Source organism: Paenarthrobacter sp. 2TAF44, from assembly GCF_052114885.1.
GTDB lineage: Bacteria > Actinomycetota > Actinomycetes > Actinomycetales > Micrococcaceae > Arthrobacter.
Genome location: NZ_JBFRFP010000016.1, coordinates 1 through 24,393, shown reverse-complemented (window position 1 = coordinate 24,393; position 24,393 = coordinate 1). Strand labels below are relative to the sequence as shown.

Below are 24,393 nucleotides of genomic sequence, written 5' to 3'. Positions count from 1 at the left end.
ACCTAATCCGCAGGGGATACCACCGTGATGATCCGGCGCAAACTCATGGCCACTGACGCCGCAGCGTTCACTGACGCCTGGCCAGCTGCAGCTTCCGTGACCGCATCCCCGAGTTCCGAGATGCTGTCCTTCGCCTCCGCTAAATGGCTTTTCAATTCCTCGTCATCCCCGCCCCGCCACTGATCAATCACCCGGGAAACGGCCTCCAGCGCCTCGGACAGGTTGGCCAGGACGCTGTCCGGGATGACTGTCCCCGCATCCTCTTCCCAGATCACGCTGGCCAGGACGTCCGTGATGTCCTGGACATGGAAGGTCAGCCGTTCCACTATCCGCAATCCAGCCAGATCGCTCGGTAGGCGGCCAGCACGACGCCGGCTCCTGGGGTTCGCCTTTGCGCTGAGCTCCGCTTCATGAACGGCAGTCCGCACGGCAGCGGCGGTTGCTGACAGCTCGCCGCTACGGCTTGCCCAGGCTTCGTGGTTGGGCGGCCAGGATTCCTCCATGGCACGGGCCATGTCCTGCAATTGTTTGGACAAGGCCCGCTGATGCCCGGCCAGGGCCGGGTCGATTCCTTCGAGGTGCAACGGCGGGAACACCAGCCAGTTCACAGCGAAGCCAACGGCAACGCCCATTGCCATCTGCAGGACGTAGGCAAAGGAGAAGCCCTCCGCGTTGGAATCCCCAAGGACAAGGACGAACAAGGCGGCCATGGGAACCCATTCGGAGGCGGTGCCCAGCCGGGGGAGACCGCCGATGATGACGCCCAATCCCACCACCACGGCAACTGCCAACGCCGTCGGCGCTGCCACCGTGGTCACCGCAAAAGCCATGCCGATACCCAGAACCAGGCCCATGAGGCTCTGCAGACCGTGTCTGGCGGAGTCTGCCACCGTGGGATGCATGCTCACGAGTGCGCCGAGCGGTGCGTAGTAGGGGTAGGACGCTGCAGGACCAGGCATGAATGGCGCGAGATACCAGGCCAGTCCGGCGGCTGCAGCGGTTTTGGCGGCGAACAGGAGCCGGTGGCGCGTGACAGTTTTTCGAAGCGCGGGAATCAGCCGTCGCCTGGAGGGCTTGTGGCTCATTGGTCCAACGTAGACGGGTCTTGCTGCGCGTGTCGAGCTGGGATTTCGTTTCAGAATCTGGCGATTGAATCCCCGGCAAGCGGGTACACACCCATTGATAGTAACGATACTTACTATCCCGGCTGCTGTCCGCAGCCTGCCAACTGTGGAAAGAGAGCGACAATGACTGAGAGCCAATCGCCGCAGGACGGAAGCTTCGCGGCGCCACGGACTGGGGTCCCCGCCGGGACCGAGCCTTACTCGGGAAGTTACCTGGACTCACCGGTCGAAACCGACACCACTGGCATGGAAACCGATGCTGGCGCGGGGACTACCGGCTACGGAAGCACTACCGGGGGAACCGGGACCACATCCGGCACGGGAACCGTCGAATCGGCCAAGCAGGAAGCGGCCGAAGTCGCCGGCACAGCGCGCGATGCTGCTGGCGGTGTGGTCGAAACAGCCAAGGCCGAAGCCGGAAACGTGGCCCAAGAGGTCAAGATGAACGCCCGGCAATTGCTGACGCAAACCAAGGGCGAGTTGACCGACCAGGCCGCTACCCAACAACAGAGGATTGCGGAGGGCTTGCGGTCCATTTCCGACGAACTACACACCATGGCCAATTCGACCCAGGATGGCGGAGTCGCCACGGACCTGGTACAGCAAGCGGCCCAGCGCTCCTCCTCGGTTGCCCATTGGTTGGAGAACCGGGATCCCGGTTCACTCCTGGATGAGGTAAAGAGCTTTGCCCGGCGTAAGCCCGGCACGTTCTTGCTGTTGGCTGCCGGTGCGGGTGTCCTCGCCGGCCGTTTGGGCCGGGGAATGGCGGACAACTCGCCCATGACGGGAACGGCGGATACCACCCCGCGTGCCCAGTACTACCCGACCCAGGGTGGCGCTGTGTCTCCTCCGGCCGTTGATCTGCCCGGGCCCCAGGCGACCACAGCAGGATACGGAACGACGGGCGTTGGAACTGGTGCTGGATACGGAACCGGTGCCGGAACAGACGCCGGATATGGCGCTGGTGCCGGAACTGACGCCGGATACGGCGCGGGTGCTGGAACTGACGCCGGATACGGCGCGGGCACCACGGGTGGCCTTGAAGGATCAACCATGCCCTACCCGGAAACCGACGCCGGTGGAGTTAAGGCGCAAGGAGATCCACTTGTGGGTCCCGACGATCCCAGCGATCCCGATGATCCCGTATATGGAGGTCCCCGATGAGTAGTCCTGCCGACCTTCCTCCCACCGAAGCCCATATGAAAGCCGAATCCGTACCCCTCGGCGAACTGCTGAGCGACCTGACGCGCGACGTCTCCACGTTGATGCGACAGGAAGTTGAGCTGGCCAAGGTAGAGCTCAAGGAATCGGCCACCAAGGCCGGAAAGGGCGCCGGGATGATGGCCGGAGCCGCTTGGGCCGGGCATCTGACCATGCTGTTCCTTTCCCTGGCGCTTTGGTGGGCCTTGGGTCAGCTCATCGGCCTGGGATGGTCCGCAGTTGTTGTGGCGGTCATTTGGGGCATAGTCGCAGCAGTGCTGGCCTCGATGGGTCGCAAAGAGTTGAACACCATCAAGGGCATGCCGCGCACCACCGAGACAGTCAAGGAAATACCTCCAACCTTCAAACCGAATACTGAGGAGACACGATGACGCAGAACCCCGACGCCCTGCGCGCCGACATCGAACAAACTCGCAGGCGGCTCAGTACCAACGTTGACGCCGTTGCCGACAAGGTCACGCCCTCGCACATCGTCAACCGGAGGGTAGACAGGATCAAGACGGCCGTGTTTGGCGCCCGCGACGATGTTCAGGACAGGGCGGGCCATGTTGCCCACCAGGCCCAGGACACTGTTTCCGGAGTGGTCTCTGACATTGGTGATGCACCACAGGTGATCACACGAAAGGCCCAAGGTAACCCCATTGCTGCCGGCTTGATCGCCTTCGGCGCCGGTTTGCTGGTTTCGGCCCTCATTCCGCCGTCCGACAAGGAGCGCGAGGCTGCGCAGGCAGTGAAGGAAGCAGCCCAGCCCCTGACCGAGGAACTGGGCCACGCAGCCCAGGAGATGGCCGAGCACCTCAAGGAGCCGGCACAGGACGCAGTCCAGAACGTCAAAGACAGCGCCACTGAAGCAGCTGCCAACGTTAAGGACGAAGGCCAGGCCGCTGCTGCAGATGTTCAGGACCGCGCCGCCATGGCCAAGGAGAACCTCGGCAACCAGTAATCGCGTTACTCACCTAATCGCGCTACCCACCCAATCGCGTTACCCACCCAACTGAGTCGCAGTTAAGCCCGTTTTGAGCTCTCAGAACGGGCTTAACTGCGACTCAGTTGGGTTCCGCGGTTGGGTTCGAGGTTGGGTGCGCGGGGCGGTTAGCGCACTTCGAGGATCATCTGCAGCAGACGCGCCGCGGCCGGACGGGCAGCGTGTTCCTCCGCCCACTGCGCGCGGGCAAGTGCTTTGCTGACGGCCTGCGTCGTGATGCCGAGTTCCTGGGCAACAGCCTTTTGTTGGCCGCGGACTCCAGGAGTGAGAAGGTCCAGGACCCGCCACTCGGCCGCGCTTCGGTGCTGCACGATGTGTCCGAGGAGCCGCAGCACTGCTTCGGCTTCTGCTGCCAAGGCCGTAAAAGGGCCATCAACGGCAACGGGGACCCGTTCCTTCCCGTTGCGGAGACGGTCAACAGCCCGGCGTGCATAGACAAGGCCGTGCCCGGAAGCGTCTTTGACAAGGTTGGGAAGGGGCTCGTTGATGGGCCCGACGCCGATTCCCACATACCACTGGCCGGTCCGAAGGGCGATCAGCGCTGTGTCAACAGCTTGGTGGCCGGACTCGACGATGCCTTGCACCTCATCCTCAACCGAACGGTCGAAGTCGAGCCGTGCCGGAATATGCCGCAGGTCCTTGAGGAGCTCGGGCACGAGGTCGCCGTCACGGCGGCTGTCGCGTTGGTTGATGGTCAGCGTGAACATAGTGGATCACATGCTACCGGCTGGTAGCCGCTCTGCAAGGGCTTATTTTTCTTATTTCTTTAGCTGCTGCGCGGCGACCACTTTGGGGTCCGGGACCGGCTGCCGGCCCTGTGCCACGCCGGATCGTCGGTCAAGAGCGGCGAACTTCGGATCCCACGTATCGTCCGAGCTCCCGCTGAACGCCGCAAGAATCAGCATCACCACGAAGAATGGGAAGAAGGACCAGCAGATGGCACGCCAGCCGCCCAACCAGGCACCCGCCGTCGAGCCGTCCTTGATCCGTACCGAGCGCATGCCCGCGGCAGCATCTCCCACACTGCCCGCTGTACCCCAGATCATGCCGTAAACGAACAAGCCAACGAACCAGAGAACAATGTAGAGGGTCAGCCAGAAGCCGTCATTGAAGGCCAGGAGCGAGCCACTGTTCATCATGGCATTGCGTGCAACGGCCACGATCGTGGCCAGGACGCCGTACCCGGCAAGAAACACGATTGCGTCAAGAACGCGGCCCCAGAAGTGGGCTCCTCCGGACGCTTTCACGAAGTATGCGCCAGTCTCGGAATGGCGGCGTACAGGGCGGCCGTTGACGGCATCAACCAAGCCAGTAGCGGTTTGGGGCTTCGAATTGCTCATGGGTCAGGCCAGCCCAGCCAACCCGCCGAGGACGCGGGCAAGGGTGGATGCGGACGTCTCCTTCAACTCAAGGGAGACAGATTCGCCTTCTACGCTGGGAGTTACGCGGGGAGTAAGGACGTGCACGCTGGTGGGACCGGTGTACACGGTGACAGTCGGAAACTCGTTCGTGTCAGTGTTGAAGACCACCACGTTGCTGGCCGCCTGGGTATCGGCAAGGGCCGTTGCAGCATATTCTTCGAACGCAGCCTCCGTATAAACAGTGGGATCGGTGTCGCGGTGGGCGGCCGTGTTCGGGTCAACAAATTCAGCAAGGCGCGGAGCCAACTGATCACGGGTGACAACAGTGAAGCCGTGCAGCCCGCCTTCGTCCACTTCCTCCAGGAGCACGCCGTCGTCGTGGATGTAGCCATAGAGCCAGCGCTTGCCGGTGGAAACGGTCCGTTCAACGGAGACCACGCTGCTGCCACTGCGGCGCAGCGTCAGGGCACCGGTGATTTCCTCAATTGCGTGCAGGCGGGTGGGCTCGGTCTCGCCTTCAAAGACCACGGGGTAGACGAGTTCCTTGGCGAGCAGTCCGCGCAAGGCCACCGCGCACATCAGCTCTTTGCTGGCATCCTGTGCCGTGAGCCATGGAAGGGCCACGATTTGCTCGTGCTGGACGCCGTCCAAGGCAACAACCTCTTCATCGGTCAAGGTCGTCAGGGCCTTGCCTGTGGCGCTGGCAGACGCCAGAACCTTCGCTGCAGCCTGTACATCCCGCTCGGTCCAATTCATGGTGCTCGTGGTCATCCGAATATCCCTCCGACAAAGTTTCCGACTGACTTGGCGGCATTACCGACCCCGTCTGCAACCTTACTGCCTACATCCTTGGCGAAATTGCCTACTTCCCGGGCGCCGTCGGCGATGTAACTGCCGGGGTTCCGGGCGAAGTTGCTGATGGAATCCCAGTTGTCCGCCACCAGGTTGCCCAAGGCCCAGGCGCCGGCAACGATGCCTGCGCCGATCACGATCGGGGCGCCGATGGGCCCCAGCAAGGCTGCACCACCAGCGGTCATCAGCATGATGCTGCCCACGCCGCCTACTACGGACAGGCCGCCGGCCACCCGGTCTCCAGTACCGCGCCAGCCGTCGTGCTCGGGACTGATCATGTCGCTGATGCCGCCCACGATGTTCAATGGCGCCGCCAAGGCTCCGGCGATTCGCAGGCCCTTGGAGAACTTCGAGGCGTCCTGGAAAGCCTGGCTGTAAGGAATGTTGGCCTTGAGGTCGGTGATCACGTCAGTGACCTTCTCGCCGCTGCGCAGGGCGCTCAAGGCATCCCGCAGGACTGTACCGCCAGCCCGCCAATTGGTGAGTACCTCGCGGGTCTTGACCCATTCGGCATGGCCGAGCTTGCCGTATTTGTAAGCAGTCCAGAGCTGCGCGCCGAGTTCCTTGACACCCGTTGCTGTGTCGTAGACATCTGCAAGGACGCCCACAGATGTACCCGAGCCGTCATTGTGGCTGGCAAATTCCTGCTGGTTGGCGTTCTTCTTGAGTTGGCTCGCGTTGTCCCTCAGCATGTTGGCGGCCTTCACCAGGCTCTGCCTGTGCTGGCTGTTCCAATCGCTCTTGAAGACTGTGGCGTCGCGCCCCTGCCACGCCGTTGCGGAGTTGATGGCGTTGGACAGCTGCGCGCTCTGCAGATTGATGGCATCGGCAGCTTTGCCCATGACGCCGGCCAGACTGCGAAGCTGCGCAATGTCCGCGCCGTAGAACCCAGCCATGTGGAACCCCCTGTTACATGCGTCGTAAAGTCTCGTCCCAGCCTAGGGGGACTCCGAAGCTGCCGCGATGGGGAGAGATACCCATGTGGACAACGCGGGGTCAGTTATGGCCCATGTGGGGGTCCACAAAGGGCCAGAAGTGACCTCGCGTTGCTTAAAGCACGACGGCGGGTGGTGCTGTTCACAGGGAACAGCACTACCCGCCGTCGTAGGTGTTGCTAGTGGCCTTCGGCCGAGAAGCGCTTGATGGAAGCTTCCAGCTCGGCTTCGGCAGCGGCGCGGTCGCCCCAACCCTCAGCCTTAACCCACTTGCCGGGCTCCAGGTCCTTGTAACGGGTAAAGAAGTGCTCGATTTCCTTGATGAGGAATTCGCTGACGTCGCTGACTTCCTGGATGTGGTCGAAGCGTGCATCCACCGGAACGCAGAGGACCTTGGCGTCTCCGCCGCCGTCGTCGGTCATGTTGAAAACGCCGATGGGGCGGGACTCAACAATGACGCCCGGGTGGAGGTCGAAGTCCTGCAGGAGCACCAGTGCGTCCAGCGGGTCGCCGTCTTCGCCCAGGGTGTTCTCGAAGAAACCGTAGTGCGTGGGGTACTGCATGGAGGTGAAGAGGACGCGGTCCAGGCGGACGCGGCCGGTTTCGTGGTCAACTTCGTACTTGACGCGCGATCCCTTGGGGATCTCGATGGTCACGTCGTGCTTCATGGCGTGCTCCTTGACGGGTGGGGGTGGGGCGCGGCATGCAAAAGTGCAGCCAGCGCCGCCGACTACTATTGAGGATATAGCGAGAGGCCCGGGTTTCTTGAACCGGCGGGGACATTTTCAGGACTGACAGGACCAAGCAACTGCATGAAGGGCGTTAAAAACGGGGGTGCCCGGAAGTGGGTGTCCACGGCGTGGGGGCGCTTGAAATGGCCGATGCTGTTGACGTTGGTTCTGCTGTGCCTGGGCGCGATCGTGGTGGTCGGCATGGTGCCAGGACTCCTCAGCGCACCCAAGTCCTCCCCTTCCGCGCCGCCATGGCAGCAGGAACCTGACCGCCTGTCCGAGGCCAACGGCGTGCTTCCCCTGGACGCAGATGCGCCCGTGCCAGTACCGGCTGAGCTCTCGCGACTTGTGAATGACGCCCTGAAACCTTCCGGTGCCGGTAGCATTACGGGCATTGTCATGGACGCCTCCACAGGCACGGTCCTGTTCGACCGCGATGCCAACGCCAACCGTATCCCGGCGTCGAACATGAAGCTGTTGACCGCCGTCGCCGCTTTGAAGGCGCTCCGTCCCGAATCCCGCTTTACCACCCGCGTGCTGTCCGGTTCTGATGCGTCAACCGTGGTGCTGACCGGGGGAGGGGACGTGCTGCTCGGCGGAGGTGCCACGGATCCAGCTGCCGTGATGGGCCGGGCCGGGCTTGCAACGCTGGCTGCCGATACTGCCGCTTCCTTGGCTACCGCCGGTGTCAAAGGACCCGTGACGGTGCAGGTGGATGATTCGCTGTTCAGCGGAGCGCCCCTCAATCCTGCGTGGAGTCTGGACGACGTCGCTGCTGGCGAGACCGCCCCTTTGTTTTCCCTTGCCCTGAATTCCGGGCGTTACTCACCCGCGGTTACCACTGGGCCCCGTCCACAGGATTCGGCCGTCACCACCGCCGAGGCTTTCGCCGAACAGTTGGTGGCTGCCGGTGTCCAGGTGAGTCCCGGCGTCGAGCGTGGCAAGGGTGTCCCCGCCACGGTGCTGGCCGCCGCCGAGTCCGCCACTGTGAGCGAGCAAGTGGACCTCATGTTGGAGACCTCGGACAACTTCCTGGCGGAGGCGCTCGGACGGATGACCGCCATTGCTTCCGGTCGGGAGGCGACGTACGACGGCGCCACTTCAGCCGTGCGGCAGCGGCTGGGGGAGTTGGGAATCGCCACAGGTTCAATGCAGTTGGCCGACGTTTCGGGACTGGCCCTGGAGAACCAGGTCACTGCCCGCCAGTTTGCCGAGGTAGTCCGCGCGATCACCAGCGGACCGGACCTGAGCCTGAGGACGGCCTTGGACGGATTCCCGGTGGCGGGCCTTACGGGCACCTTGGACGACAGGTATGTGGACCCGAGTACAGCCCAGGGCGCAGGCCTTGTCCGCGCCAAAACCGGCACGCTCAACACCGTCATTGCGCTGAGCGGGTACGTAGTGGACGCTGATGGACGCCTGCTGGTGTTCTCGTTCATCGGCAATGGCTTGGAACCGGGTGCGGCTGGAAACAAGGAGGCGATGGACCGCTCGGCGTCGGTGCTGGCCTCATGTGGGTGCCGCCAGCCCGGTTAGGGAACAGCAAACTCCCGCCGCTCCGCGCGGAGCGAACTTAAGGGTCGGTTGTCAGAGTCATGTGGTGTGATGGACCGTATGGTGTCATCTGCCCGAGATTCGTCAGCAGGGGCCCCGTCCCTGATCAATTGGGACCTGGCCGCCTCCACGGCTGCCCGGCTTACCCCGCCCGGTCCCGCGCTGAGCGCGGGGGAGATCGGCAAGGCGGTGGATAACCTGCGCTTCAACGCCGATATCTCCGTCCCGCATGTCCACGACATCACCGGCCTTGAAGCGGCGCGGGACCTGCGGGATTCGCACGTCCTCGTCGTGGACCGAGCCTCCTGGTCCAAGGCCAACACCCAGAGCTTCTCCGTCATGCTCCAGCCTGTTCTGGAGAAAATGCTGGAGTCCCGCAGCAGCCTGTCCCTGTCACCTGCTGCCGCCGCCGCCAGCGGGGCGATCACGGGCAGCCAACTCGGCGCCATCCTTGCTTTCCTGTCCAGTAAAGTCCTGGGCCAATACGATCCCTTCGCGGCCTTGGCCCCGGACGCCAACGTTCCTTCGGGCGGCCGGCTGCTCCTTGTTGCACCCAACATCATCTCCGTGGAACGCGAACTCAATGTGCACCCGGACGACTTCAGGCTCTGGGTATGCCTCCACGAACAAACCCACCGCGTTCAGTTCGCCGCAGCGCCGTGGCTGCGGGACCACATGCTCGCCGAAATCGAAAAGCTCAGCGGTCATCTCCTGGGCAACATGGATTCCCTGGTAGAACGGGCAGCCGCCGTAGCCAAGTCCCTGAAGGACCGCGCTGCATCAGGGAACGTGCCAAGCCGGGGTGCCATTCTGGACCTGCTGCAGGATCCTGAGGAGAAGGCTTCCCTATCCCACATCACTGCCGTCATGAGCCTCCTCGAAGGTCACGCCAATGTGGTGATGGATGCGGTCGATTCCAGCATCGTCCCATCCGTGAAGACGATTCGCCAGCGGTTCAATGATCGCGGCAAGGACCGCGGCATCATTGAGAAGTTCATCCGTAACCTCCTCGGTCTCGACGCCAAGATGCGCCAGTACACAGACGGCGCAAAGTTCGTGCGCGAGGTTGTTGAGGTAGGCGGCATGGAAGGCTTCAACCGGGTATGGAACTCGGCGGAAAACCTCCCCACCGAGGAAGAGATCCACAATTCCAGGATGTGGCTCGAGCGGATGGGGCTTTGAGCGCACCCGTATTTGATGGCCCCTCAGATGGTGGTTCCAGCCGTGGTTCCGAGAATGGAGCGACAGGCAAGGGCCGACGCCGGCCCGGTCGTTTGGCGCCCGTCGTCGGCAAGGCACGCAAGCAGTTGCAGAACGCCTTGGCCGCTGCGGATTACCCGGAACGTGTTCTCGTAGCCTGCAGCGGAGGACCGGATTCACTTGCGCTCGCAGCAGTAGCTGGATACTTCGCCCGGCGCGGACACGTGGATGGACATCCCCTTTCCGTGGCCGGTGTGGTTGTTGACCACCAACTGCAGGATGGCTCGGCAGAGGTAGCTTCCCGGACGGCAGCTGTCTTGCGGGAACTGGGCCTCTCACCTGTGCAAGTGCGCACCGTGGAGGTTGCCGCCACTGGATTCGGGCCCGAAGCTGCCGCCCGCGACGCCCGCCACGCAGCACTCGAAGATGCTGCAGATGACCTTGGTTGCGATCGAATCCTGCTCGGGCACACCTTGGACGACCAAGCCGAACAGGTGCTCCTGGGACTGGCTCGTGGCTCGGGTACCCGTTCTTTGGCCGGCATGAGGCCCGCCCGGGGACGCCTGCTAAGGCCCTTCCTGGGCCTAAGGCGGGAAGACACCCTGGAAATCTGCGAGGTCGAGGAACTGCAGCCGTGGCACGATCCGAGCAACAGTGACTCGGCTTTCGCACGCTCGCGAACCCGCGTCGAGGTAATGCCCGTCCTCGAAGAAAAGCTGGGGCCAGGCGTTGCCGAATCTCTGGCACGGACAGCCGCAATCCTGCAGCAGGACGCCGATTTCCTGGAGGATCTCGCAAACGAGACGTATCTCTCGATGGTGCAGCGAACCGACGACGGCGCGTGGTTGCCGGAGGACGCCGTCCGCGGACTTCCCGCGGCGCTGAGGTTCCGCGTCATCGCAAAGGCGGCTGCCGACGTCGGGGGCCAACAACCCGGGTACGGACGGCTCCAAGCCGCGGAAGCGCTGCTTCGCCGGCAAGGTTCGGCCGGGCCTGTGGAACTTCCCGGGCACGTCAGCGTCTATCGATTGTCCCTCAGCGATTTGGAGCAGGAACGGGCTGCCTCCGGCGGTCCAGGGTCCGCTGCTTCGGCCACCAGCGGTCCCCGCGAGGCCGCACGCTGTGGGAAGCTAGTATTCCGGCATCAGAAATCGCCCCAACAGTAGCCGCACCCGAGCATCAAAACAGGAGCCATTGGTGGATTCAAACGACGTCCAGGCAGATCTCAAGCACGTTCTTTACACCAAAGAGCAAATCCAAACGCGCATCGCTGAACTGGCGGCGCAGATCGACAAGGACTACGAAGGCCGCGAACTGCTGATCGTCGGTGTCCTCAAGGGTGCCGTGATGGTCATGGCCGACTTGGCGCGTGCCCTGCACAGCCACGTCAGCATGGACTGGATGGCAGTTTCTTCCTATGGCTCCGGCACCCAATCCTCCGGCGTTGTCCGGATCCTCAAGGACCTCGATACCGACCTCATGGGCAAGGATGTTCTGATCGTCGAGGACATCATCGACTCCGGCCTGACACTGTCATGGCTCAAGTCCAACCTCGAATCCCGGGGTACGGCCAGCGTTGAGATCTGCACCGCTTTCCGTAAACCGACCGCCGCCAAGGTGGAGATCGACGTCAAATACGTCGGCTACGACATCCCCAACGAGTTCGTTGTGGGCTATGGCCTGGATTACGCCGAGAAGTACCGCAACCTGGACTTCGTGGGCACGCTGGCCCCGCACGTTTACGAGTAACACACGCCCTTTCACGGGATCACAGGGACGTGGGGACCGGTTGACGAACAAAAGCATTGGCATCAAGGATGTAGCTGTTGCCGCCGGCGTATCTGTCACCACTGTTTCCCACGTCCTGAATGACGTCGCCTACGCCCGCATCAGCCTGGAAACACGGGAGAAGGTCAAAGCCACGGCGGAACGCCTCGGCTATGGCCCAAACCGGCTGGCCCAGGCCCTGCGAACGCAACGGACCGGGATGCTGGGGCTCGTCAGCGAGGAAATCGCCACCACACCACACGCAGGGCGCATCATCCTGGGTGCGGATGAGGCCGCCAGGGCGCGGGGCTACAACCTGATGATCATCAACACCTCAGGCGCAGCAAGTGGTGGGTCCCGGCAGGCCGACGTCGAGGCTCTCCTGGAGAGGCGCGTGGATGGCATCCTGTACGCCACCATGTACCACCGCGAGGTCACCTTGCCGGAAAACCTGAGTTCAGTTCCAGCAGTGCTTGTGGACTCCGAAAGCCTGGCAGGAAGCGTCGCTTCTGTAGTCCCCGACGAAGAGGGCGGTGCCAGGGTTGCCGTTCAAAGCCTCCTGGATGCCGGCCACCGCCGGATCGGTTTCCTGAACAACACCGACGACGTCCCGGCTACACGGGACCGCTTGCGTGGCTTCCGGAACGCCCTGGACGAAGCAGGGCTCGACGGCGCCGCCGCACCTGTGGAGTCCGAACTCTCGGAGGTGATGGGTGGCTATATTGCCGCCTTGCGGATGTTCAAGCGAAAGGACCGGCCCACGGGCCTGTTCTGCTACAACGACCGTATGGCCATGGGCGCCTACCGGGCAGCGGCCGAGGTAGGAATCAGCATTCCCAACGAACTGTCCGTGGTGGGTTTCGATGACCAGGAACTCATCGCCGCTAACCTCTATCCTGGCCTGACAACAGTGGCGCTGCCCCACTACGAGATGGGCGCCTGGGCTACTGAACGCCTGATCGATGCCATCGAGGGCAAAGCGGACCTCGCCGTCCTGGCAGCTAAACCGACGATTCTGGAGTGTCCCCTGGTGGCCCGCGAATCCATCACGAATCCCCATCCAGGGCTGTCCTAGAGCGACGCAGGCGAGTATCCTGTGTACGCCCAGAGGGAACTTTTGAGCATTCCAGTGCGTGAATAACTGGGAACGGTGTATAGCTAGAAACTGAAGCAGCACCATTCGCGCGCAGAAGTTGCGCCTCGCAGCACTACCAGGAGGGACGGGGCAAAACCCCGATCAGATGAAAGCTAAGAGTTTCTTCAAGGGCCCGGGCATCTGGATTGTTGTCGTCGTCGGCTTGCTCCTGGTGGCATTCGCAACGCTGGCTCCGGGCGGTTCCACACGTATTGACACCAAGGACGGCCTCGAGCTCCTCGCGCAAAGCGGCAAGGTGGAGCAGGCCAAGATTTTCGACGCCGAGAACCGCGTTGACTTGGTACTGAAAGACAACCTGAATATTGATGGCCAGGACAAGGGCAAGAACGTCCAGTTCTTCTACGTCACGGACCGTGGCCCGGACGTCGTCAAGGCTGTCACCAGCGCCAACCCGGACAAGGGCTTCACGGACCAGCCGGTCGAGAACAACTGGTTCTCCGGTCTGTTCTCCCTGCTCATCCCCGTGCTGCTGCTCGGTGTGCTGTTCTGGTTCCTGCTTTCCCGCATGCAGGGTGGCGGCTCCAAGGTGATGCAGTTCGGCAAGTCCAAGGCCAAGCTGGTCAACAAGGACATGCCGCAGGTGACCTTCTCTGACGTCGCCGGTGCTGACGAAGCCGTGGAAGAGCTCCAGGAAATCAAGGAATTCCTCCAGGAGCCGGCAAAGTTCCAGGCCGTTGGCGCCAAGATCCCCAAGGGTGTGCTGCTGTACGGCCCTCCAGGTACAGGTAAGACGCTGCTGGCCCGCGCTGTTGCCGGCGAGGCAGGCGTTCCCTTCTTCTCCATCTCCGGCTCGGACTTCGTTGAGATGTTCGTCGGCGTTGGTGCTTCCCGTGTTCGCGACCTTTTCGAACAGGCCAAAGCAAGCTCCCCTGCCATCATCTTCGTTGATGAAATCGACGCCGTTGGTCGTCACCGCGGTGCCGGTATCGGCGGCGGCAACGACGAGCGCGAGCAGACCTTGAACCAACTCCTCGTTGAGATGGACGGCTTCGACGTCAAGACCAACGTCATCCTCATCGCGGCCACCAACCGTCCGGACGTGCTGGACCCCGCCCTGCTGCGCCCGGGCCGTTTTGACCGCCAGATCACCGTGGAAGCCCCGGATATGATCGGCCGCGAACAGATCCTCAACGTCCACGCCAAAGGCAAACCGATGGCCCCGGGCATCGACCTCAGGGGTGTAGCCAAGAAGACTCCCGGCTACACCGGTGCTGACCTGGCCAACGTCCTCAACGAGGCCGCCTTGCTGACGGCGCGTTCGAATGCCAACCTTATCGATGACCGTGCCCTGGACGAGGCAATCGACCGCGTCATGGCAGGCCCGCAGAAGCGCAGCCGCGTCATGAAGGAACTCGAGCGCAAGATCACCGCGTACCACGAAGGTGGTCACGCACTGGTGGCTGCCGCGCTGCGCAACTCCGCTCCGGTCACCAAGATCACCATCCTTCCCCGTGGCCGCGCCCTTGGGTACACCATGGTGATTCCTGAGGACGACAAGTACTCGGTTACCCGTAACGAGTTGCTGGACCAGATGGCGTACGCAATGGGTGGCCGCGTTGCCGAGGAAATCGTGTTCCATGACCCGTCCACCGGTGCGTCCAACGACATCGAGAAGGCCACGTCAACGGCCCGGAAGATGGTCACCCAGTACGGTATGAGCGAACGCGTTGGTGCAGTGAAGCTCGGCCAAGGCGGCGGCGAGCCGTTCCTTGGCCGCGACGCCGCGCAGGAGCGCAACTTCTCAGACCAGATCGCCTATGTTGTGGACGAGGAAGTACGTCGCCTGATCGACCAGGCGCACGACGAGGCCTACGCCATCCTCACTGAAAACCGCGAAGTCCTCGATCGGCTGGCACTGGAACTCCTTGAGCGCGAAACCCTCAACCAGGCCGAGATCGCCGAGATCTTCCACGACATCCGCAAGCGCGATTTCCGTGAGATCTGGCTGTCCAAGGAGTCCCGTCCTGTCCAGTCGATTCCGCCGGTAGAGTCGCGCGCAGAGAAAGCTGAGCGCGAGGCCCAGGAAGAGGCCAAGAAGGCCCGCCTGGATGAACCGCTTGATGCCGTAGCCCCGCATGCCCAGGGCGTCAGCAGCCAGGAGTCATTCCAGTCACCGGGACCCGACGGCGGCAACGACTCTCCGCTTCACGGCTAAGCTTTCTGCTGTGACTCATTTCGACGACGACGACCTCGCCGCCGACCACGGCTCAGCCGCGGACGGCAAGCGGGGCCACAAAGTAGACCGCCCGCGCATTGAAGCGGCAGTACGTGAAATTCTGCTGGCGATTGGTGAAGACCCTGATCGCGGGGGCCTGCATGACACGCCCAAGCGTGTTGCCAAGGCCTATGCGGAGGTCTTCGCGGGCCTCCACCAGCACCCGGCAGATGTCCTCTCCACCACGTTTGACCTTGACCATGAAGAGCTTGTCCTTGTGAAGGACATTCCCTTCTACTCCACGTGTGAACACCACCTGGTGCCGTTCCACGGGGTGGCTCATGTCGGTTATATTCCGTCACATGAGGGCAAGGTGACGGGCCTGAGCAAGCTGGCCCGTTTGGTGGACATTTATGCGCGCCGGCCCCAGGTGCAGGAGCGGCTCACCACCCAGATCGTTGAGGCACTGGTCAAGCACCTCAACCCGCGTGGGGCGATAGTCGTCATCGAATGCGAACACATGTGCATGTCCATGCGCGGCATCCGCAAGCCCGGCGCCAAGACTGTCACCAGTGCGGTGCGCGGTCAGCTCCATGACCCGGCCACCCGCGCCGAGGCCATGAGCCTCATACTCGGAAGGTAAGCAATATATGGATTCCCTCGCTGCAGCACCCGGAACCGGCCCGGCCACAAGCCCACTGCCGATTCTCCGCAAGCCGCGGCCCGCGGCCAGGTTTGAGGACCTGCCAACGGACCGCACGCTCGTTATGGGAATTCTCAACGTCACACCGGATTCCTTTAGCGACGGCGGCACCCACCGCACGCCGGACACCGCCATCGCGCTCGGCCTGCGTATGTTCTACGCCGGCGCGGACATCATCGACGTCGGTGGCGAGTCCACGCGCTCCGGCGCCGAGCCCGTTTCCCCTGAAGAAGAACAACGCCGGGTCCTCCCGGTGATCCAGGCGCTGGTGAAGGCTGGCGCACTCGTCAGTATCGACACGATGCACACCTCAACTGCGGCCGCTGCCGTGGAAGCCGGCGCGGCGATCATCAACGACGTCTCCGGCCTGACCATCGAGCCGGACATGCCCGAGCTCGTCGCACGAACCAAGGTTCCTTACATCCTCACGCATCGTCGTGGCGATGCCCGCACCATGGACAGCCTCACGGAGTACAACAACGTGACGGAAGACGTTGTGGCTGAGCTCAGCGGTGTCCGCGACAAACTTTACGCGGCAGGCGTCGCTCCGGAGCAGATCATCGTTGACCCCGGGATTGGCTTCTCCAAGAACGAGAACCAGAACTGGGAAATCCTCAAGAACCTGGACAAGCTGTTCTCACTCGGCCACAAGGTCATGGTGGCTGCATCACGCAAGCGGTTCCTCGGCTCGCTCCTCACTGTTGCCGGCAAGTCTGCCGCGCCGCTGGAACGCGACGCCGCCACGGCAGCTATCACCGCTTTGAGCGCCGCGAAGGGCGCCTGGGCTGTGCGCGTCCACGACGTCGGTCCCAGCCTTGACGCCGTCAAGGTTGCTGCTCGAATCGCCCGCTGACCGGAGGACCTTGTGGACAGGATCACGCTGACCGGTGTCACCGCCGTCGGCCATCACGGAGTGTTCGATTTCGAGCGCCGCGATGGCCAGCCGTTCGTCGTGGACGCCGTCCTTCATACTGACTTCAGCAAGGCTGCGGAGACGGATGACCTCCAGTACACCGCGCACTACGGTGAGGTGGCTGAGCTCATCACCTCGCACATTGAGGGCGAGCCGCTGAACCTGATTGAGGGGTTGGCAGTGAGGATTGCCGATGGCATCCTCGCCAATTACAACGTGGCCGCAGTGGATGTCACCGTCCATAAGCCGAAAGCGCCCATTGAGGTTCCGTTTGGCGATGTCACTGTGAGTGTCCACAGGGAGCGATCATGAACTCCGGATACACCAAAGCGATCCTGGCCCTCGGCAGCAACCTTGGCGAGCGGAACGACACCCTCTCCACCGCCGTCGCCGATCTCGTGGACCCGCCGGACATAAGGCTCCTTGGAGTGTCTCCGGTGGTCCAGACCAAGGCAGTCGGCGGCCCGGAAGGGCAACCCGATTTCCTGAACATGGTCATGGCAGTTGAGACAACGCTCAGTCCCCAAGAGCTGCTGCAGCACTGCCACGACGTCGAGCAGAAGCACCATCGCACCCGTGAAGTGCGGTGGGGTCCGCGGACACTGGACGTGGACATCATCGTCTTCGGTGACGTGGTCAGCGACGACCCCATCCTGACCCTGCCTCACCCGAGGGCGGCCGAACGCGCGTTTGTCCTGTACCCATGGTCGCTGCTGGAGCCGAACGCCCAACTGAACGGGCAAAGCGTTGCAGAGTTGGCGGCCGCAGCTGAGGACATGCCCGACATCCGTCGGTTCGACGGCTACGGCGATATCGCAGGTGTTCCGGCGACGGGAGCGGTGGAGTAGAAGTGAAGCCCATGCGCCCCGCGGTCCTGGTCATCATCGCCATCATCGCTGCCGCCATCGGTTGGCTGGCCACGGCGGCAACAAACCGCTTCAGCATGCCCACTCCCGTGCTTCCGGTCTCTGCACTGGTCACCATGGGCGTCATCGCAGTACTCACCCTGATCATGGGAATCCGGGTGCTGCGGTGGCGTAACGGCAAGAAGAAGAACCTGCTCAACCCGATCCTTGCCGCGAGGACGCTGATCCTTGCCCAAGCCTGCGCATATGCCGGGACGCTCCTTCTGGGCTGGCACGCAGGCATCTCCTTTGACCTTCTCCGAATCGGGACCTTGCGCAGTGGTGAAGGCATCCTCTGGAACGCCGTCCTGATGGGCGGTGGTGGCGTGGTGATGGTGGTCGTCGGCCTGGTGGTCGAGAGATTCTGCCGGATCCCACCGGAAGACCTCGAAGGTGGCACCCCTGGACCGGAAACCCGCCGCGGGGAAGCAAAAGGCGAAGGCGAGTATGCGTACCGAGGCGATTGACCCTCCCGGCGTCCAGTGGCTGCGGGTCTCCCCGAAGTACGTCACGGTCCGCTTGGTGGAGTGGGCCATCGGAAACCTGGTGATGGTGGCGATCCTCAGCCTCCCCCTCGTGTTTGTGCAGCTGGGTTGGTGGCGTTGGCCTCCGCTGTGGCTCGCCATCACAGTACCCGCGGTGATGCTTGTCCTGGCATTGTGGCGGCTCGTGCTGATTCCGCGCCAGGTCCGTGCAATCGGTTACGCCGAGCGCGATGACGATCTCCTCATTCGCCGTGGCATCTTTTTCCAACGCACCATGGTGGTCCCGTACGGACGCATGCAGTACGTGGATGTGACTGTTGGTCCGGTGGAACGCGGCCTTGGTCTCTGCACCTTGAAACTTCACACGGCTTCAGCTGGAACCAGCGCTTACCTGCCTGGACTTCCTGCCGAGGAAGGCGCACGGCTGCGTGAACAGCTCTCGGCACGTGGAGAAGCCAGGCTGGCCGGGCTGTGAGCCCGGAGGGTAGCGCCACCGTGGGCCTCCCGGCTAAAGCGGACGACGGCGATTGGCGGCGCGTGCATCCAGCGTCACCGTTCGTACGCGGCTGGGTGGCGCTGGCCGCCGTCGGATACTTTTTCGGTCGCGACGCCTTTGAACGCGTACTTCAGGGCCGCGACATCCTTGATCCCAACCTCAACGGACGGGTGCCCTGGCTGTTGGCCGGTGGCGGCATTGTGCTGCTCCTGACCGTGGGCGGATTCATCCTGAGCTGGTACTTCACCCGCTACCAGGTGGCCGAGGGCTATGTCCGGGTCAACACAGGATTCGTGTTCAGGCAGCAGCGGCAGGCTCGGTTGGACCGGGTCCAGGCGATCGACATCGTGCAGCCCCTTTTGGCGAGGATCTTTGGCCTCGCTGAGCTCAAGTTTGAAGTCGCCGACGCCGGCGAGTCGGCCGTGCGGCTCGCTTACCTTCCGCTGGCCCAAGCCAAACAGTTGCGCGCCACTATCCTTGCGCGTGCCGCCGGAGTGGTGAGCGGACCGGAGACTGCGCAAGAAATCCCCGAAGCGCCGGAGCACGTTGTCTTGTCCGTGCCGCCTTCCCGGCTTATTGGCTCGCTCCTGCTGAGCGAGCAGACCGTCGGGATCCTGCTCGGCGCCGCCGCATCCATAGCCATCTCCGTGTACACCGAAAACAGCGCCATCTTCCTGGCGCTGATCCCGGCAGTGCTGGGCATTGGTGCTGCTTATTGGAACTCATTCAACAAGGGCTACAACTTCACCGCGGCGATTTCCCCTGATGGGATCCGGCTACGCTACGGGCTCCTGGACACGCAAGCCCAGACCCTGCCCCCGGGCCGAATCCAGGCACTGAAGGTCAGGCAGCCACCCATCTGGAGGATCTTCGGCTGGTACCGCATGCAAGTTAACGTGGCCGGCTACGGTGGCGCGGCAGGCAATGAGAACGCTGCGCGGACCACTTTGCTGCCAGTGGGCTTGAAGCCGGACGTCATGCGGATGCTGTCCCTCGTGCTGCCGGACCCGGGTGTTGAGGATCCCGAACGGGTGTTCACTTCCGCGCTGGAAGGGTTGGCTGGGCCTACCTCCACGGATGGTTTCGTCACTACTCCGCGCCGGGCCTGGCTCCTGGCACCACTGGGCTGGCGGCGCAATGGTTTCCTGGCCACGCGAACGGCATTGTTGATTCGATCCGGCCGATGGTGGCGCACCCTGGTTCTGGTTCCCCATCAGCGCACACAGTCCATGGCCTTGCAGCAAGGTCCGCTGGCGCGGCGTTTCGGGGTGGCTGATCTTGTGCTTCACACCACGGCCGGACCCGTGGTGCCCCGTCTCTATCAGGCTGACGTGGAGCAGGCTGTGCAGCTGTTCGACCAGCAGGCCGCCCGTGCCCGCGAGGCGAGAAAGCGGCAGACCAGCGAGCAATGGCTTTTGCAGGTAACCGGCCAGGCACCAGCACAGTCACCACCGCAAGCACCGCCTCAATCACTACCGCAAGCACCAACCCAGGAGGACCCTCAGCATGGTTAGGCCAGGAAGACTCGGAGTCGGCATCATCGGCGCCGGAAAGGTGGGTGCCGTCCTGGGTGCCGCTTTGCGCGCGGCCGAGCACGCCGTCGTCGGGGTTTCCGCCGTTTCCGAAGCGAGCCGCGAGCGGGCAGAGACGCTGCTGCCGGGAGTCCCGATCCTTGGGATCCAGGACATTGTGGAGCGGTCGGAACTGGTGCTGCTGGCCGTTCCCGACGATGCCCTCGGCGAACTTGTTGAGGGACTCGCGAAGCTTGGTGCCTGGCAACCGGGCCAGTTGGTGGCGCATACATCCGGCCGTTTCGGCGTCGGGATCCTGCAACCGATCCGCAGCGCGGGTGCCATTCCGCTTGCCATGCATCCTGCCATGACTTTCACCGGCATGAGCCTGGACCTGACCCGCCTCATGGATTGCACCTTCGGAGTCACAGCCGACGCCGCCATGTTGCCGATTGCCCAGGCCCTGGTAGTGGAGATGGGTGCCGAGCCGGTAGCGATCGCCGAGGCAGACCGCACCCTGTACCACGCGGCCCTCGCGCACAGCTCCAACCACATGGTGACGCTTGTTGCGCAGGCATCCCAGTTGCTGCGGGAAATCGGCGTCGAATCCCCGGAGACCATGCTGGGTCCATTGCTGCGGGCCACACTCGAGAACGCTCTTGCGTCCGGCGAGTCTGCGCTGACCGGTCCCGTCGCGCGGGGCGATGTGGGCACCGTGGCCGCGCACGCCCAAGCGCTGAAAGAATACGACGGCGGTGCGGGCGGGGACGTGCTTGCGGCCTACCAGGCCATGGCCCGGGCAACGGCCCGGCGTGCCGGAAACCGCGGACTGCTGCGCCCTGAACAACTGACTGACATTGGCGAGGCCTTGGGAACAGAGCCCACGGCGCCGGAAGGAATCTGAACAGCATGGCCATCAAACTCGTAACCACCGCGGCCCAACTGCGTGCTGAAAGCGCCCGGCTCCTGGCTTCCAAGGGAGGAAGTTCGCAGGGCCTGGTGCCGACTATGGGCGCGCTGCACTCCGGCCATGCAGCCTTGGCGAGGACTGCCGTGGCAGAGAACGACGTCGTGGTAGCCACCATCTTCGTGAATCCCCTCCAGTTCGGCGACGCCGTGGATCTCGACCGCTATCCCCGCACCCTTGAGGCCGATATGGCACTCCTGGATGCCGAAGGAGTGGACCTTGTCTTCGCACCCTCCGTGGACGAGGTGTACCCGGGTGGCCAGCCCCTGGTTCGCGTCACGGCCGGCCCGCTCGGCGGGAAATGGGAAGGCGCCTCACGACCCGGGCACTTCGATGGCGCCCTGACCGTGGTGGCCAAGTTGCTGCACTACGGACTTCCCGGCGGTGCAGCTGTGGACGGTTCGACGCCGACCTACCGTGCCTACTTTGGCCAGAAGGACGCCCAGCAGCTTGCCCTCGTGAAGAGGATGGTCGTGGACCTGAACTTCCCCGTGGAGATCGTGCCGGTGCCAATCGTCCGCAGTGACGACGGGTTGGCTCTTTCAAGCCGTAACCGCTTCCTCTCGGACGAAGAACGCGACGCAGCGCTGGTGCTCTCACGGGCTCTGCGCCTCATCGAGTCCCGCGCGAACGCACATGAACCACTGGACCTGGATTCCGCCGTCGCCCTTGTTGAATCCCAGCCACTGGTGGAACTGGACTATTTCGACGTCGTGGATCCCACCACTCTTGAGCCGCTGGCCGAGAACTGCAAGGAGACTCCGTTCCGCGGCGAAGGGCTGGCAATCGTTGCCGCAAAGGTGGGTCCTGTGCGGTTGATAGACAACGTTCCGCTTAATTCCTGAGGTTGAATACCTAACGTTTGGATTTTCTGCTGACGGGAATCTCTTGGGCGTCTAGACTGTTCCTGTCTTCACCGGCATTGATCGCCGGAATCCAAGCCCAAACCTGAGGAATCCTCATGTCTACCGACGTCACGTCCGACGCCAACAGCGAGCCCGGTTCCGGTGCGTCCGCAAGTGCTGCCTCCACAGAGGAAGCGCTCACGCACGCTCCTGTATCAGCGAAGATGTCCCGTGAATCCGTCACGGTCATTGTCACCTTGTTGGTTGCCACGTTTGTGGTGATCCTCAACGAGACCATCATGAACGTGGCACTTCAGCGGCTGATGACCGATCTCAAAGTCGACGCCCCCACGGTCCAGTGGCTCGCCACCGGGTTCATGCTGACCATGGCGGTCGTCATTCCGACCACCGGATTCATCCTGCAGCGATTGACCACGCGGGGCTCGTTCATGCTCGCCATGGGACTCTTCAGCGGCGGAACTCTGCTGGCCGCCCTGGCGCCCGGGTTTCCCGTGCTGCTCCTGGCACGCATCGTCCAGGCCGGCGGCACGGCCATCATGCTGCCATTGCTGATGACCACCATTCTCACGCTTGTACCGATGTCCCGGCGCGGAGCCGTTATGGGCAACGTCAGCATCGCCATCTCTGTCGCTCCCGCCATGGGCCCCACCGTTTCAGGCATCATCCTGGACCACTTCTCCTGGCGCTTCATGTTCGTGTTCGTGCTCCCCGTAGCGCTGGCTGCCTTGGCGATTGGCGCCAAGTTCCTCACCAATGTGGGGGAGCGCGGGAAGACTGGCTTGGACTTCACTTCAGTGGTCCTCACCGTTCCTGCCTTCGGTGGCTTGGTCTACGGCCTCAGCCAGATCGGTGGCGCCAACGCCGGGGTGGTCCCGATCATCGCACTCGTGGTTGGAGTCGTGTGCCTGGCGCTGTTCGTCTTCCGCCAACTCAAATTGCAGAAGACCGATTCGCCGCTGCTGGATCTCCGGGCCTTCAACTTCCGAATGTTCACAGTGTCCACACTGCTGATGGTCGTAGCGATGATGGCCCTGTTCGGTGGCGTCATCCTGCTCCCGCTCTACCTGCAGAACACGTTGCACCTGCAGCCGATGGAAACAGGCCTGGCACTCTTGCCCGGTGGTTTGGCCATGGGTCTGCTGGGTCCTGTAATCGGACGGATCTTCGACAAAGTGGGTCCACTGCCCCTCACCGTATCCGGTTCAGTCCTCATGGTCCTGACGCTCTGGCAGTTCTCGCGCTTGGACCAGGCCAGCGCTCTGGGATGGGTGATTGCGCTGCACGTAACGCTGAGCCTCGGCCTGGCATTGCTCTTCACGCCTGCCTTCACCACAGGCCTGAACCCGCTGCCGCCGCATCTGTACTCCCACGGATCGGCCATCATGAGCACAGCTCAGCAAGTGGCCGGCGCCGCTGGCACTGCGCTGCTCGTGTCCATCTTCGCCGTAGTGTCCGCATCCTCCGGCCTGGTAGCCGGGATGCAGGCGGCCTTCCTGGCGGCAACCATCATTGCCGGCGCCGCAGTGGTGCTTGGTGCGATGATGCGCAAGACCGAGGGCGCAGGCCACGGAGGTCACTGAGTCTTCGTGCCGTTTGGCTGGGTCCGGCTGTTCGGCTGGGCCCGGCCGTTAGGCGGGGTCCGTCTGTTTGGCGGGCATCCTCTGCGCGCTCGCTCGTGCCTCGCTTAGACGCGCGCTGCCGGATGCCCGCCAAACAGCCTCTTGCCCTTATCAACGTTCTCTCACATCCTGACCCGTTTCGCCTGACGTTCTCTCACGTCCTGACGTGTTTGGACCGACGTTCTCTCACGTCCTGACGTGTTTGGACCGACGTTCTCTCACGTCCTGACGTGTTTGGACCGACGTTCTCTCACGTCCTGACGTGTTTGGACCGACGTTCTCTCAGGTCAGGAGGCGTTTTGCCCGACGTTCTCTCACGTCGTGACGCGTTTTGCCTGACGTTCTCTCAGGTGCTGATGCGCTTGGGCCGGTTGATGGTGAGCTCAGTGCTATTTGGCTTGCCAGGTACAAGCTGCTGATTAGGCTCGACGGCGGATCCTGGGTGCCGCTTCAAAGCGCGGCTATTGCCACCATTTCTTTGTGTGACGGGGTTCACGGATACTGGTTCTTCGGATATTGAGACGTTTCTGGGCTGTTTCCCCAGTGTTTACGGCGTTTTAAGCGGCGTCTGGGTGGATTTGTTCGGACGGTATGGCGCGTGTAAAGTTATCTGAGTCGCCGCCGCTGATGCGGAAATAATGGTGACGAAATCCCCTTCAAATTGCCGGATTCCGGTGGTGCTTTTTGCGCCTCTGATCTGGTTGGGGGAGCTGAGGACGGTTTGCTTCATGCGACCGAATCGGGTAAGTTTGAAAAGTTGCTCCGGAGCGATCCTGTGGCCCTGTTAGGGGTTTTGGTGGTGCCGGTTAGTGTCTGTTGTTTGAGAACTCAATAGTGTGCCAAGTTTGTTGATGCCGATTGTTTTATTGATTGGTTGAAATTATGGC

General features: G+C 62.9%; 25 protein-coding genes. 19 read left to right on the top strand and 6 right to left on the bottom strand.

Annotated elements, in window-relative coordinates:
- Positions 1–2 precede the first annotated feature (2 nt).
- Positions 3–1,085: an FUSC family protein gene (locus AB4Z15_RS16140; protein WP_442018099.1), complete on the bottom strand. Its 1,083-nt coding sequence runs from the start codon at positions 1,083–1,085 to the stop codon at positions 3–5.
- Positions 1,086–1,247: 162 nt separating this feature from the next.
- On the opposite strand from AB4Z15_RS16140, the gene AB4Z15_RS16135 reads away from it, so the two are divergent.
- From AB4Z15_RS16135 to AB4Z15_RS16125, 3 genes are read left to right on the top strand one after another with little or no spacing between them, the layout of a single operon-like run.
- Positions 1,248–2,288, top strand: a complete 1,041-nt coding sequence (locus tag AB4Z15_RS16135) for a hypothetical protein (protein ID WP_442018098.1) — start codon at positions 1,248–1,250, stop codon at positions 2,286–2,288.
- Complete coding sequence (locus AB4Z15_RS16130) at positions 2,285–2,716, top strand: phage holin family protein (protein ID WP_442018097.1); 432 nt, start codon at positions 2,285–2,287, stop codon at positions 2,714–2,716. The genes AB4Z15_RS16135 and AB4Z15_RS16130 overlap by 4 nt, the downstream gene beginning before the upstream one ends.
- On the top strand, positions 2,713–3,288 hold the full coding sequence (locus tag AB4Z15_RS16125) for a DUF3618 domain-containing protein (RefSeq protein ID WP_442018096.1): 576 nt from the start codon (positions 2,713–2,715) through the stop codon (positions 3,286–3,288). Before AB4Z15_RS16130 ends, AB4Z15_RS16125 begins: the two co-directional genes overlap by 4 nt.
- 149 nt (positions 3,289–3,437) lie before the next feature.
- On the opposite strand, the gene AB4Z15_RS16120 is transcribed toward AB4Z15_RS16125, so the two are convergent.
- The 5 genes from AB4Z15_RS16120 to AB4Z15_RS16100 all read right to left on the bottom strand — a co-directional run bounded on the left by AB4Z15_RS16120 (position 3,438) and on the right by AB4Z15_RS16100 (position 7,146).
- Positions 3,438–4,037 carry a hypothetical protein gene (locus AB4Z15_RS16120; RefSeq protein ID WP_442018095.1) on the bottom strand — a complete coding sequence of 200 codons (600 nt, stop codon included), beginning with the start codon at positions 4,035–4,037 and terminating at the stop codon, positions 3,438–3,440.
- A gap of 51 nt (positions 4,038–4,088) precedes the next feature.
- Positions 4,089–4,670: a hypothetical protein gene (locus AB4Z15_RS16115; RefSeq protein WP_442018094.1), complete on the bottom strand. Its 582-nt coding sequence runs from the start codon at positions 4,668–4,670 to the stop codon at positions 4,089–4,091.
- A 3-nt stretch (positions 4,671–4,673) separates the two neighbouring features.
- A complete protein-coding gene (locus tag AB4Z15_RS16110; protein WP_442018093.1) occupies positions 4,674–5,462 on the bottom strand; it encodes a hypothetical protein in 789 nt (262 codons plus the stop codon).
- Positions 5,459–6,439 (bottom strand): hypothetical protein, encoded by a 981-nt coding sequence (locus AB4Z15_RS16105; RefSeq protein ID WP_442018092.1) that lies wholly within the window; start codon positions 6,437–6,439, stop codon positions 5,459–5,461. The genes AB4Z15_RS16110 and AB4Z15_RS16105 overlap by 4 nt, the downstream gene beginning before the upstream one ends.
- Positions 6,440–6,657: 218 nt before the next feature.
- The gene (locus AB4Z15_RS16100) at positions 6,658–7,146 is read right to left on the bottom strand and encodes an inorganic diphosphatase (RefSeq protein WP_144663396.1); all 489 of its coding nucleotides are present in this window, start codon (positions 7,144–7,146) and stop codon (positions 6,658–6,660) included.
- A 144-nt stretch (positions 7,147–7,290) separates the two neighbouring features.
- Here AB4Z15_RS16100 and dacB point away from each other — a divergent pair, with 144 nt between their 5' ends.
- The 16 genes from dacB to AB4Z15_RS16020 all read left to right on the top strand — a co-directional run bounded on the left by dacB (position 7,291) and on the right by AB4Z15_RS16020 (position 23,467).
- Positions 7,291–8,745, top strand: coding sequence for a D-alanyl-D-alanine carboxypeptidase/D-alanyl-D-alanine endopeptidase (dacB, locus tag AB4Z15_RS16095; protein WP_442018091.1), 1,455 nt, complete (start codon positions 7,291–7,293; stop codon positions 8,743–8,745).
- A 78-nt stretch (positions 8,746–8,823) separates the two neighbouring features.
- Complete coding sequence (locus tag AB4Z15_RS16090; protein WP_442018090.1) at positions 8,824–9,945, top strand: zinc-dependent metalloprotease; 1,122 nt, start codon at positions 8,824–8,826, stop codon at positions 9,943–9,945.
- A gap of 125 nt (positions 9,946–10,070) precedes the next feature.
- Positions 10,071–11,129: a tRNA lysidine(34) synthetase TilS gene (tilS, locus tag AB4Z15_RS16085; RefSeq protein ID WP_442018163.1), complete on the top strand. Its 1,059-nt coding sequence runs from the start codon at positions 10,071–10,073 to the stop codon at positions 11,127–11,129.
- A 31-nt stretch (positions 11,130–11,160) separates the two neighbouring features.
- Complete coding sequence (gene hpt, locus AB4Z15_RS16080) at positions 11,161–11,712, top strand: hypoxanthine phosphoribosyltransferase (RefSeq protein WP_216924216.1); 552 nt, start codon at positions 11,161–11,163, stop codon at positions 11,710–11,712.
- Positions 11,713–11,752: 40 nt separating this feature from the next.
- Positions 11,753–12,805, top strand: coding sequence for a LacI family DNA-binding transcriptional regulator (locus tag AB4Z15_RS16075; protein ID WP_442018089.1), 1,053 nt, complete (start codon positions 11,753–11,755; stop codon positions 12,803–12,805).
- Positions 12,806–12,971: 166 nt separating this feature from the next.
- Positions 12,972–15,041, top strand: coding sequence for an ATP-dependent zinc metalloprotease FtsH (gene ftsH / locus AB4Z15_RS16070; RefSeq protein ID WP_442005153.1), 2,070 nt, complete (start codon positions 12,972–12,974; stop codon positions 15,039–15,041).
- A gap of 10 nt (positions 15,042–15,051) precedes the next feature.
- Positions 15,052–15,684: a GTP cyclohydrolase I FolE gene (gene folE, locus AB4Z15_RS16065; protein WP_442005152.1), complete on the top strand. Its 633-nt coding sequence runs from the start codon at positions 15,052–15,054 to the stop codon at positions 15,682–15,684.
- A 7-nt stretch (positions 15,685–15,691) separates the two neighbouring features.
- The gene (folP, locus tag AB4Z15_RS16060) at positions 15,692–16,597 is read left to right on the top strand and encodes a dihydropteroate synthase (RefSeq protein ID WP_442005151.1); all 906 of its coding nucleotides are present in this window, start codon (positions 15,692–15,694) and stop codon (positions 16,595–16,597) included.
- A 12-nt stretch (positions 16,598–16,609) separates the two neighbouring features.
- Entirely contained in the window at positions 16,610–16,969 is a 360-nt protein-coding gene (gene folB / locus AB4Z15_RS16055; RefSeq protein WP_216924207.1) for a dihydroneopterin aldolase, read from the top strand.
- The gene (gene folK / locus AB4Z15_RS16050; RefSeq protein ID WP_442018088.1) at positions 16,966–17,505 is read left to right on the top strand and encodes a 2-amino-4-hydroxy-6-hydroxymethyldihydropteridine diphosphokinase; all 540 of its coding nucleotides are present in this window, start codon (positions 16,966–16,968) and stop codon (positions 17,503–17,505) included. Before folB ends, folK begins: the two co-directional genes overlap by 4 nt.
- A gap of 2 nt (positions 17,506–17,507) precedes the next feature.
- Positions 17,508–18,029: a DUF3180 domain-containing protein gene (locus AB4Z15_RS16045; RefSeq protein WP_224166000.1), complete on the top strand. Its 522-nt coding sequence runs from the start codon at positions 17,508–17,510 to the stop codon at positions 18,027–18,029.
- Positions 18,010–18,522 carry a PH domain-containing protein gene (locus tag AB4Z15_RS16040; protein ID WP_442018087.1) on the top strand — a complete coding sequence of 171 codons (513 nt, stop codon included), beginning with the start codon at positions 18,010–18,012 and terminating at the stop codon, positions 18,520–18,522. The genes AB4Z15_RS16045 and AB4Z15_RS16040 overlap by 20 nt, the downstream gene beginning before the upstream one ends.
- Positions 18,519–20,057: a PH domain-containing protein gene (locus AB4Z15_RS16035; RefSeq protein ID WP_442018086.1), complete on the top strand. Its 1,539-nt coding sequence runs from the start codon at positions 18,519–18,521 to the stop codon at positions 20,055–20,057. Before AB4Z15_RS16040 ends, AB4Z15_RS16035 begins: the two co-directional genes overlap by 4 nt.
- Positions 20,050–20,958: a Rossmann-like and DUF2520 domain-containing protein gene (locus tag AB4Z15_RS16030; RefSeq protein ID WP_442018085.1), complete on the top strand. Its 909-nt coding sequence runs from the start codon at positions 20,050–20,052 to the stop codon at positions 20,956–20,958. Before AB4Z15_RS16035 ends, AB4Z15_RS16030 begins: the two co-directional genes overlap by 8 nt.
- Positions 20,959–20,963: 5 nt before the next feature.
- Positions 20,964–21,866, top strand: coding sequence for a pantoate--beta-alanine ligase (gene panC / locus AB4Z15_RS16025; protein ID WP_442018084.1), 903 nt, complete (start codon positions 20,964–20,966; stop codon positions 21,864–21,866).
- Between the two features lie 116 nt (positions 21,867–21,982).
- Positions 21,983–23,467 carry a DHA2 family efflux MFS transporter permease subunit gene (locus tag AB4Z15_RS16020; RefSeq protein WP_442018083.1) on the top strand — a complete coding sequence of 495 codons (1,485 nt, stop codon included), beginning with the start codon at positions 21,983–21,985 and terminating at the stop codon, positions 23,465–23,467.
- The last annotated feature ends 926 nt before the right edge of the window (positions 23,468–24,393 follow it).

Coding starts and splice junctions, on each gene's coding strand:
- AB4Z15_RS16140 (WP_442018099.1), bottom strand. CDS start 1,085: ATGAGCCACAAGCCCTCCAGGCGACGGCTGATTCCCGCGCTTCGAAAA.
- AB4Z15_RS16135 (WP_442018098.1), top strand. CDS start 1,248: ATGACTGAGAGCCAATCGCCGCAGGACGGAAGCTTCGCGGCGCCACGG.
- AB4Z15_RS16130 (WP_442018097.1), top strand. CDS start 2,285: ATGAGTAGTCCTGCCGACCTTCCTCCCACCGAAGCCCATATGAAAGCC.
- AB4Z15_RS16125 (WP_442018096.1), top strand. CDS start 2,713: ATGACGCAGAACCCCGACGCCCTGCGCGCCGACATCGAACAAACTCGC.
- AB4Z15_RS16120 (WP_442018095.1), bottom strand. CDS start 4,037: ATGTTCACGCTGACCATCAACCAACGCGACAGCCGCCGTGACGGCGAC.
- AB4Z15_RS16115 (WP_442018094.1), bottom strand. CDS start 4,670: ATGAGCAATTCGAAGCCCCAAACCGCTACTGGCTTGGTTGATGCCGTC.
- AB4Z15_RS16110 (WP_442018093.1), bottom strand. CDS start 5,462: ATGACCACGAGCACCATGAATTGGACCGAGCGGGATGTACAGGCTGCA.
- AB4Z15_RS16105 (WP_442018092.1), bottom strand. CDS start 6,439: ATGGCTGGGTTCTACGGCGCGGACATTGCGCAGCTTCGCAGTCTGGCC.
- AB4Z15_RS16100 (WP_144663396.1), bottom strand. CDS start 7,146: ATGAAGCACGACGTGACCATCGAGATCCCCAAGGGATCGCGCGTCAAG.
- dacB (WP_442018091.1), top strand. CDS start 7,291: ATGAAGGGCGTTAAAAACGGGGGTGCCCGGAAGTGGGTGTCCACGGCG.
- AB4Z15_RS16090 (WP_442018090.1), top strand. CDS start 8,824: ATGGTGTCATCTGCCCGAGATTCGTCAGCAGGGGCCCCGTCCCTGATC.
- ftsH (WP_442005153.1), top strand. CDS start 12,972: ATGAAAGCTAAGAGTTTCTTCAAGGGCCCGGGCATCTGGATTGTTGTC.
- folP (WP_442005151.1), top strand. CDS start 15,692: ATGGATTCCCTCGCTGCAGCACCCGGAACCGGCCCGGCCACAAGCCCA.
- folK (WP_442018088.1), top strand. CDS start 16,966: ATGAACTCCGGATACACCAAAGCGATCCTGGCCCTCGGCAGCAACCTT.
- AB4Z15_RS16040 (WP_442018087.1), top strand. CDS start 18,010: ATGCGTACCGAGGCGATTGACCCTCCCGGCGTCCAGTGGCTGCGGGTC.
- AB4Z15_RS16030 (WP_442018085.1), top strand. CDS start 20,050: ATGGTTAGGCCAGGAAGACTCGGAGTCGGCATCATCGGCGCCGGAAAG.
- panC (WP_442018084.1), top strand. CDS start 20,964: ATGGCCATCAAACTCGTAACCACCGCGGCCCAACTGCGTGCTGAAAGC.
- AB4Z15_RS16020 (WP_442018083.1), top strand. CDS start 21,983: ATGTCTACCGACGTCACGTCCGACGCCAACAGCGAGCCCGGTTCCGGT.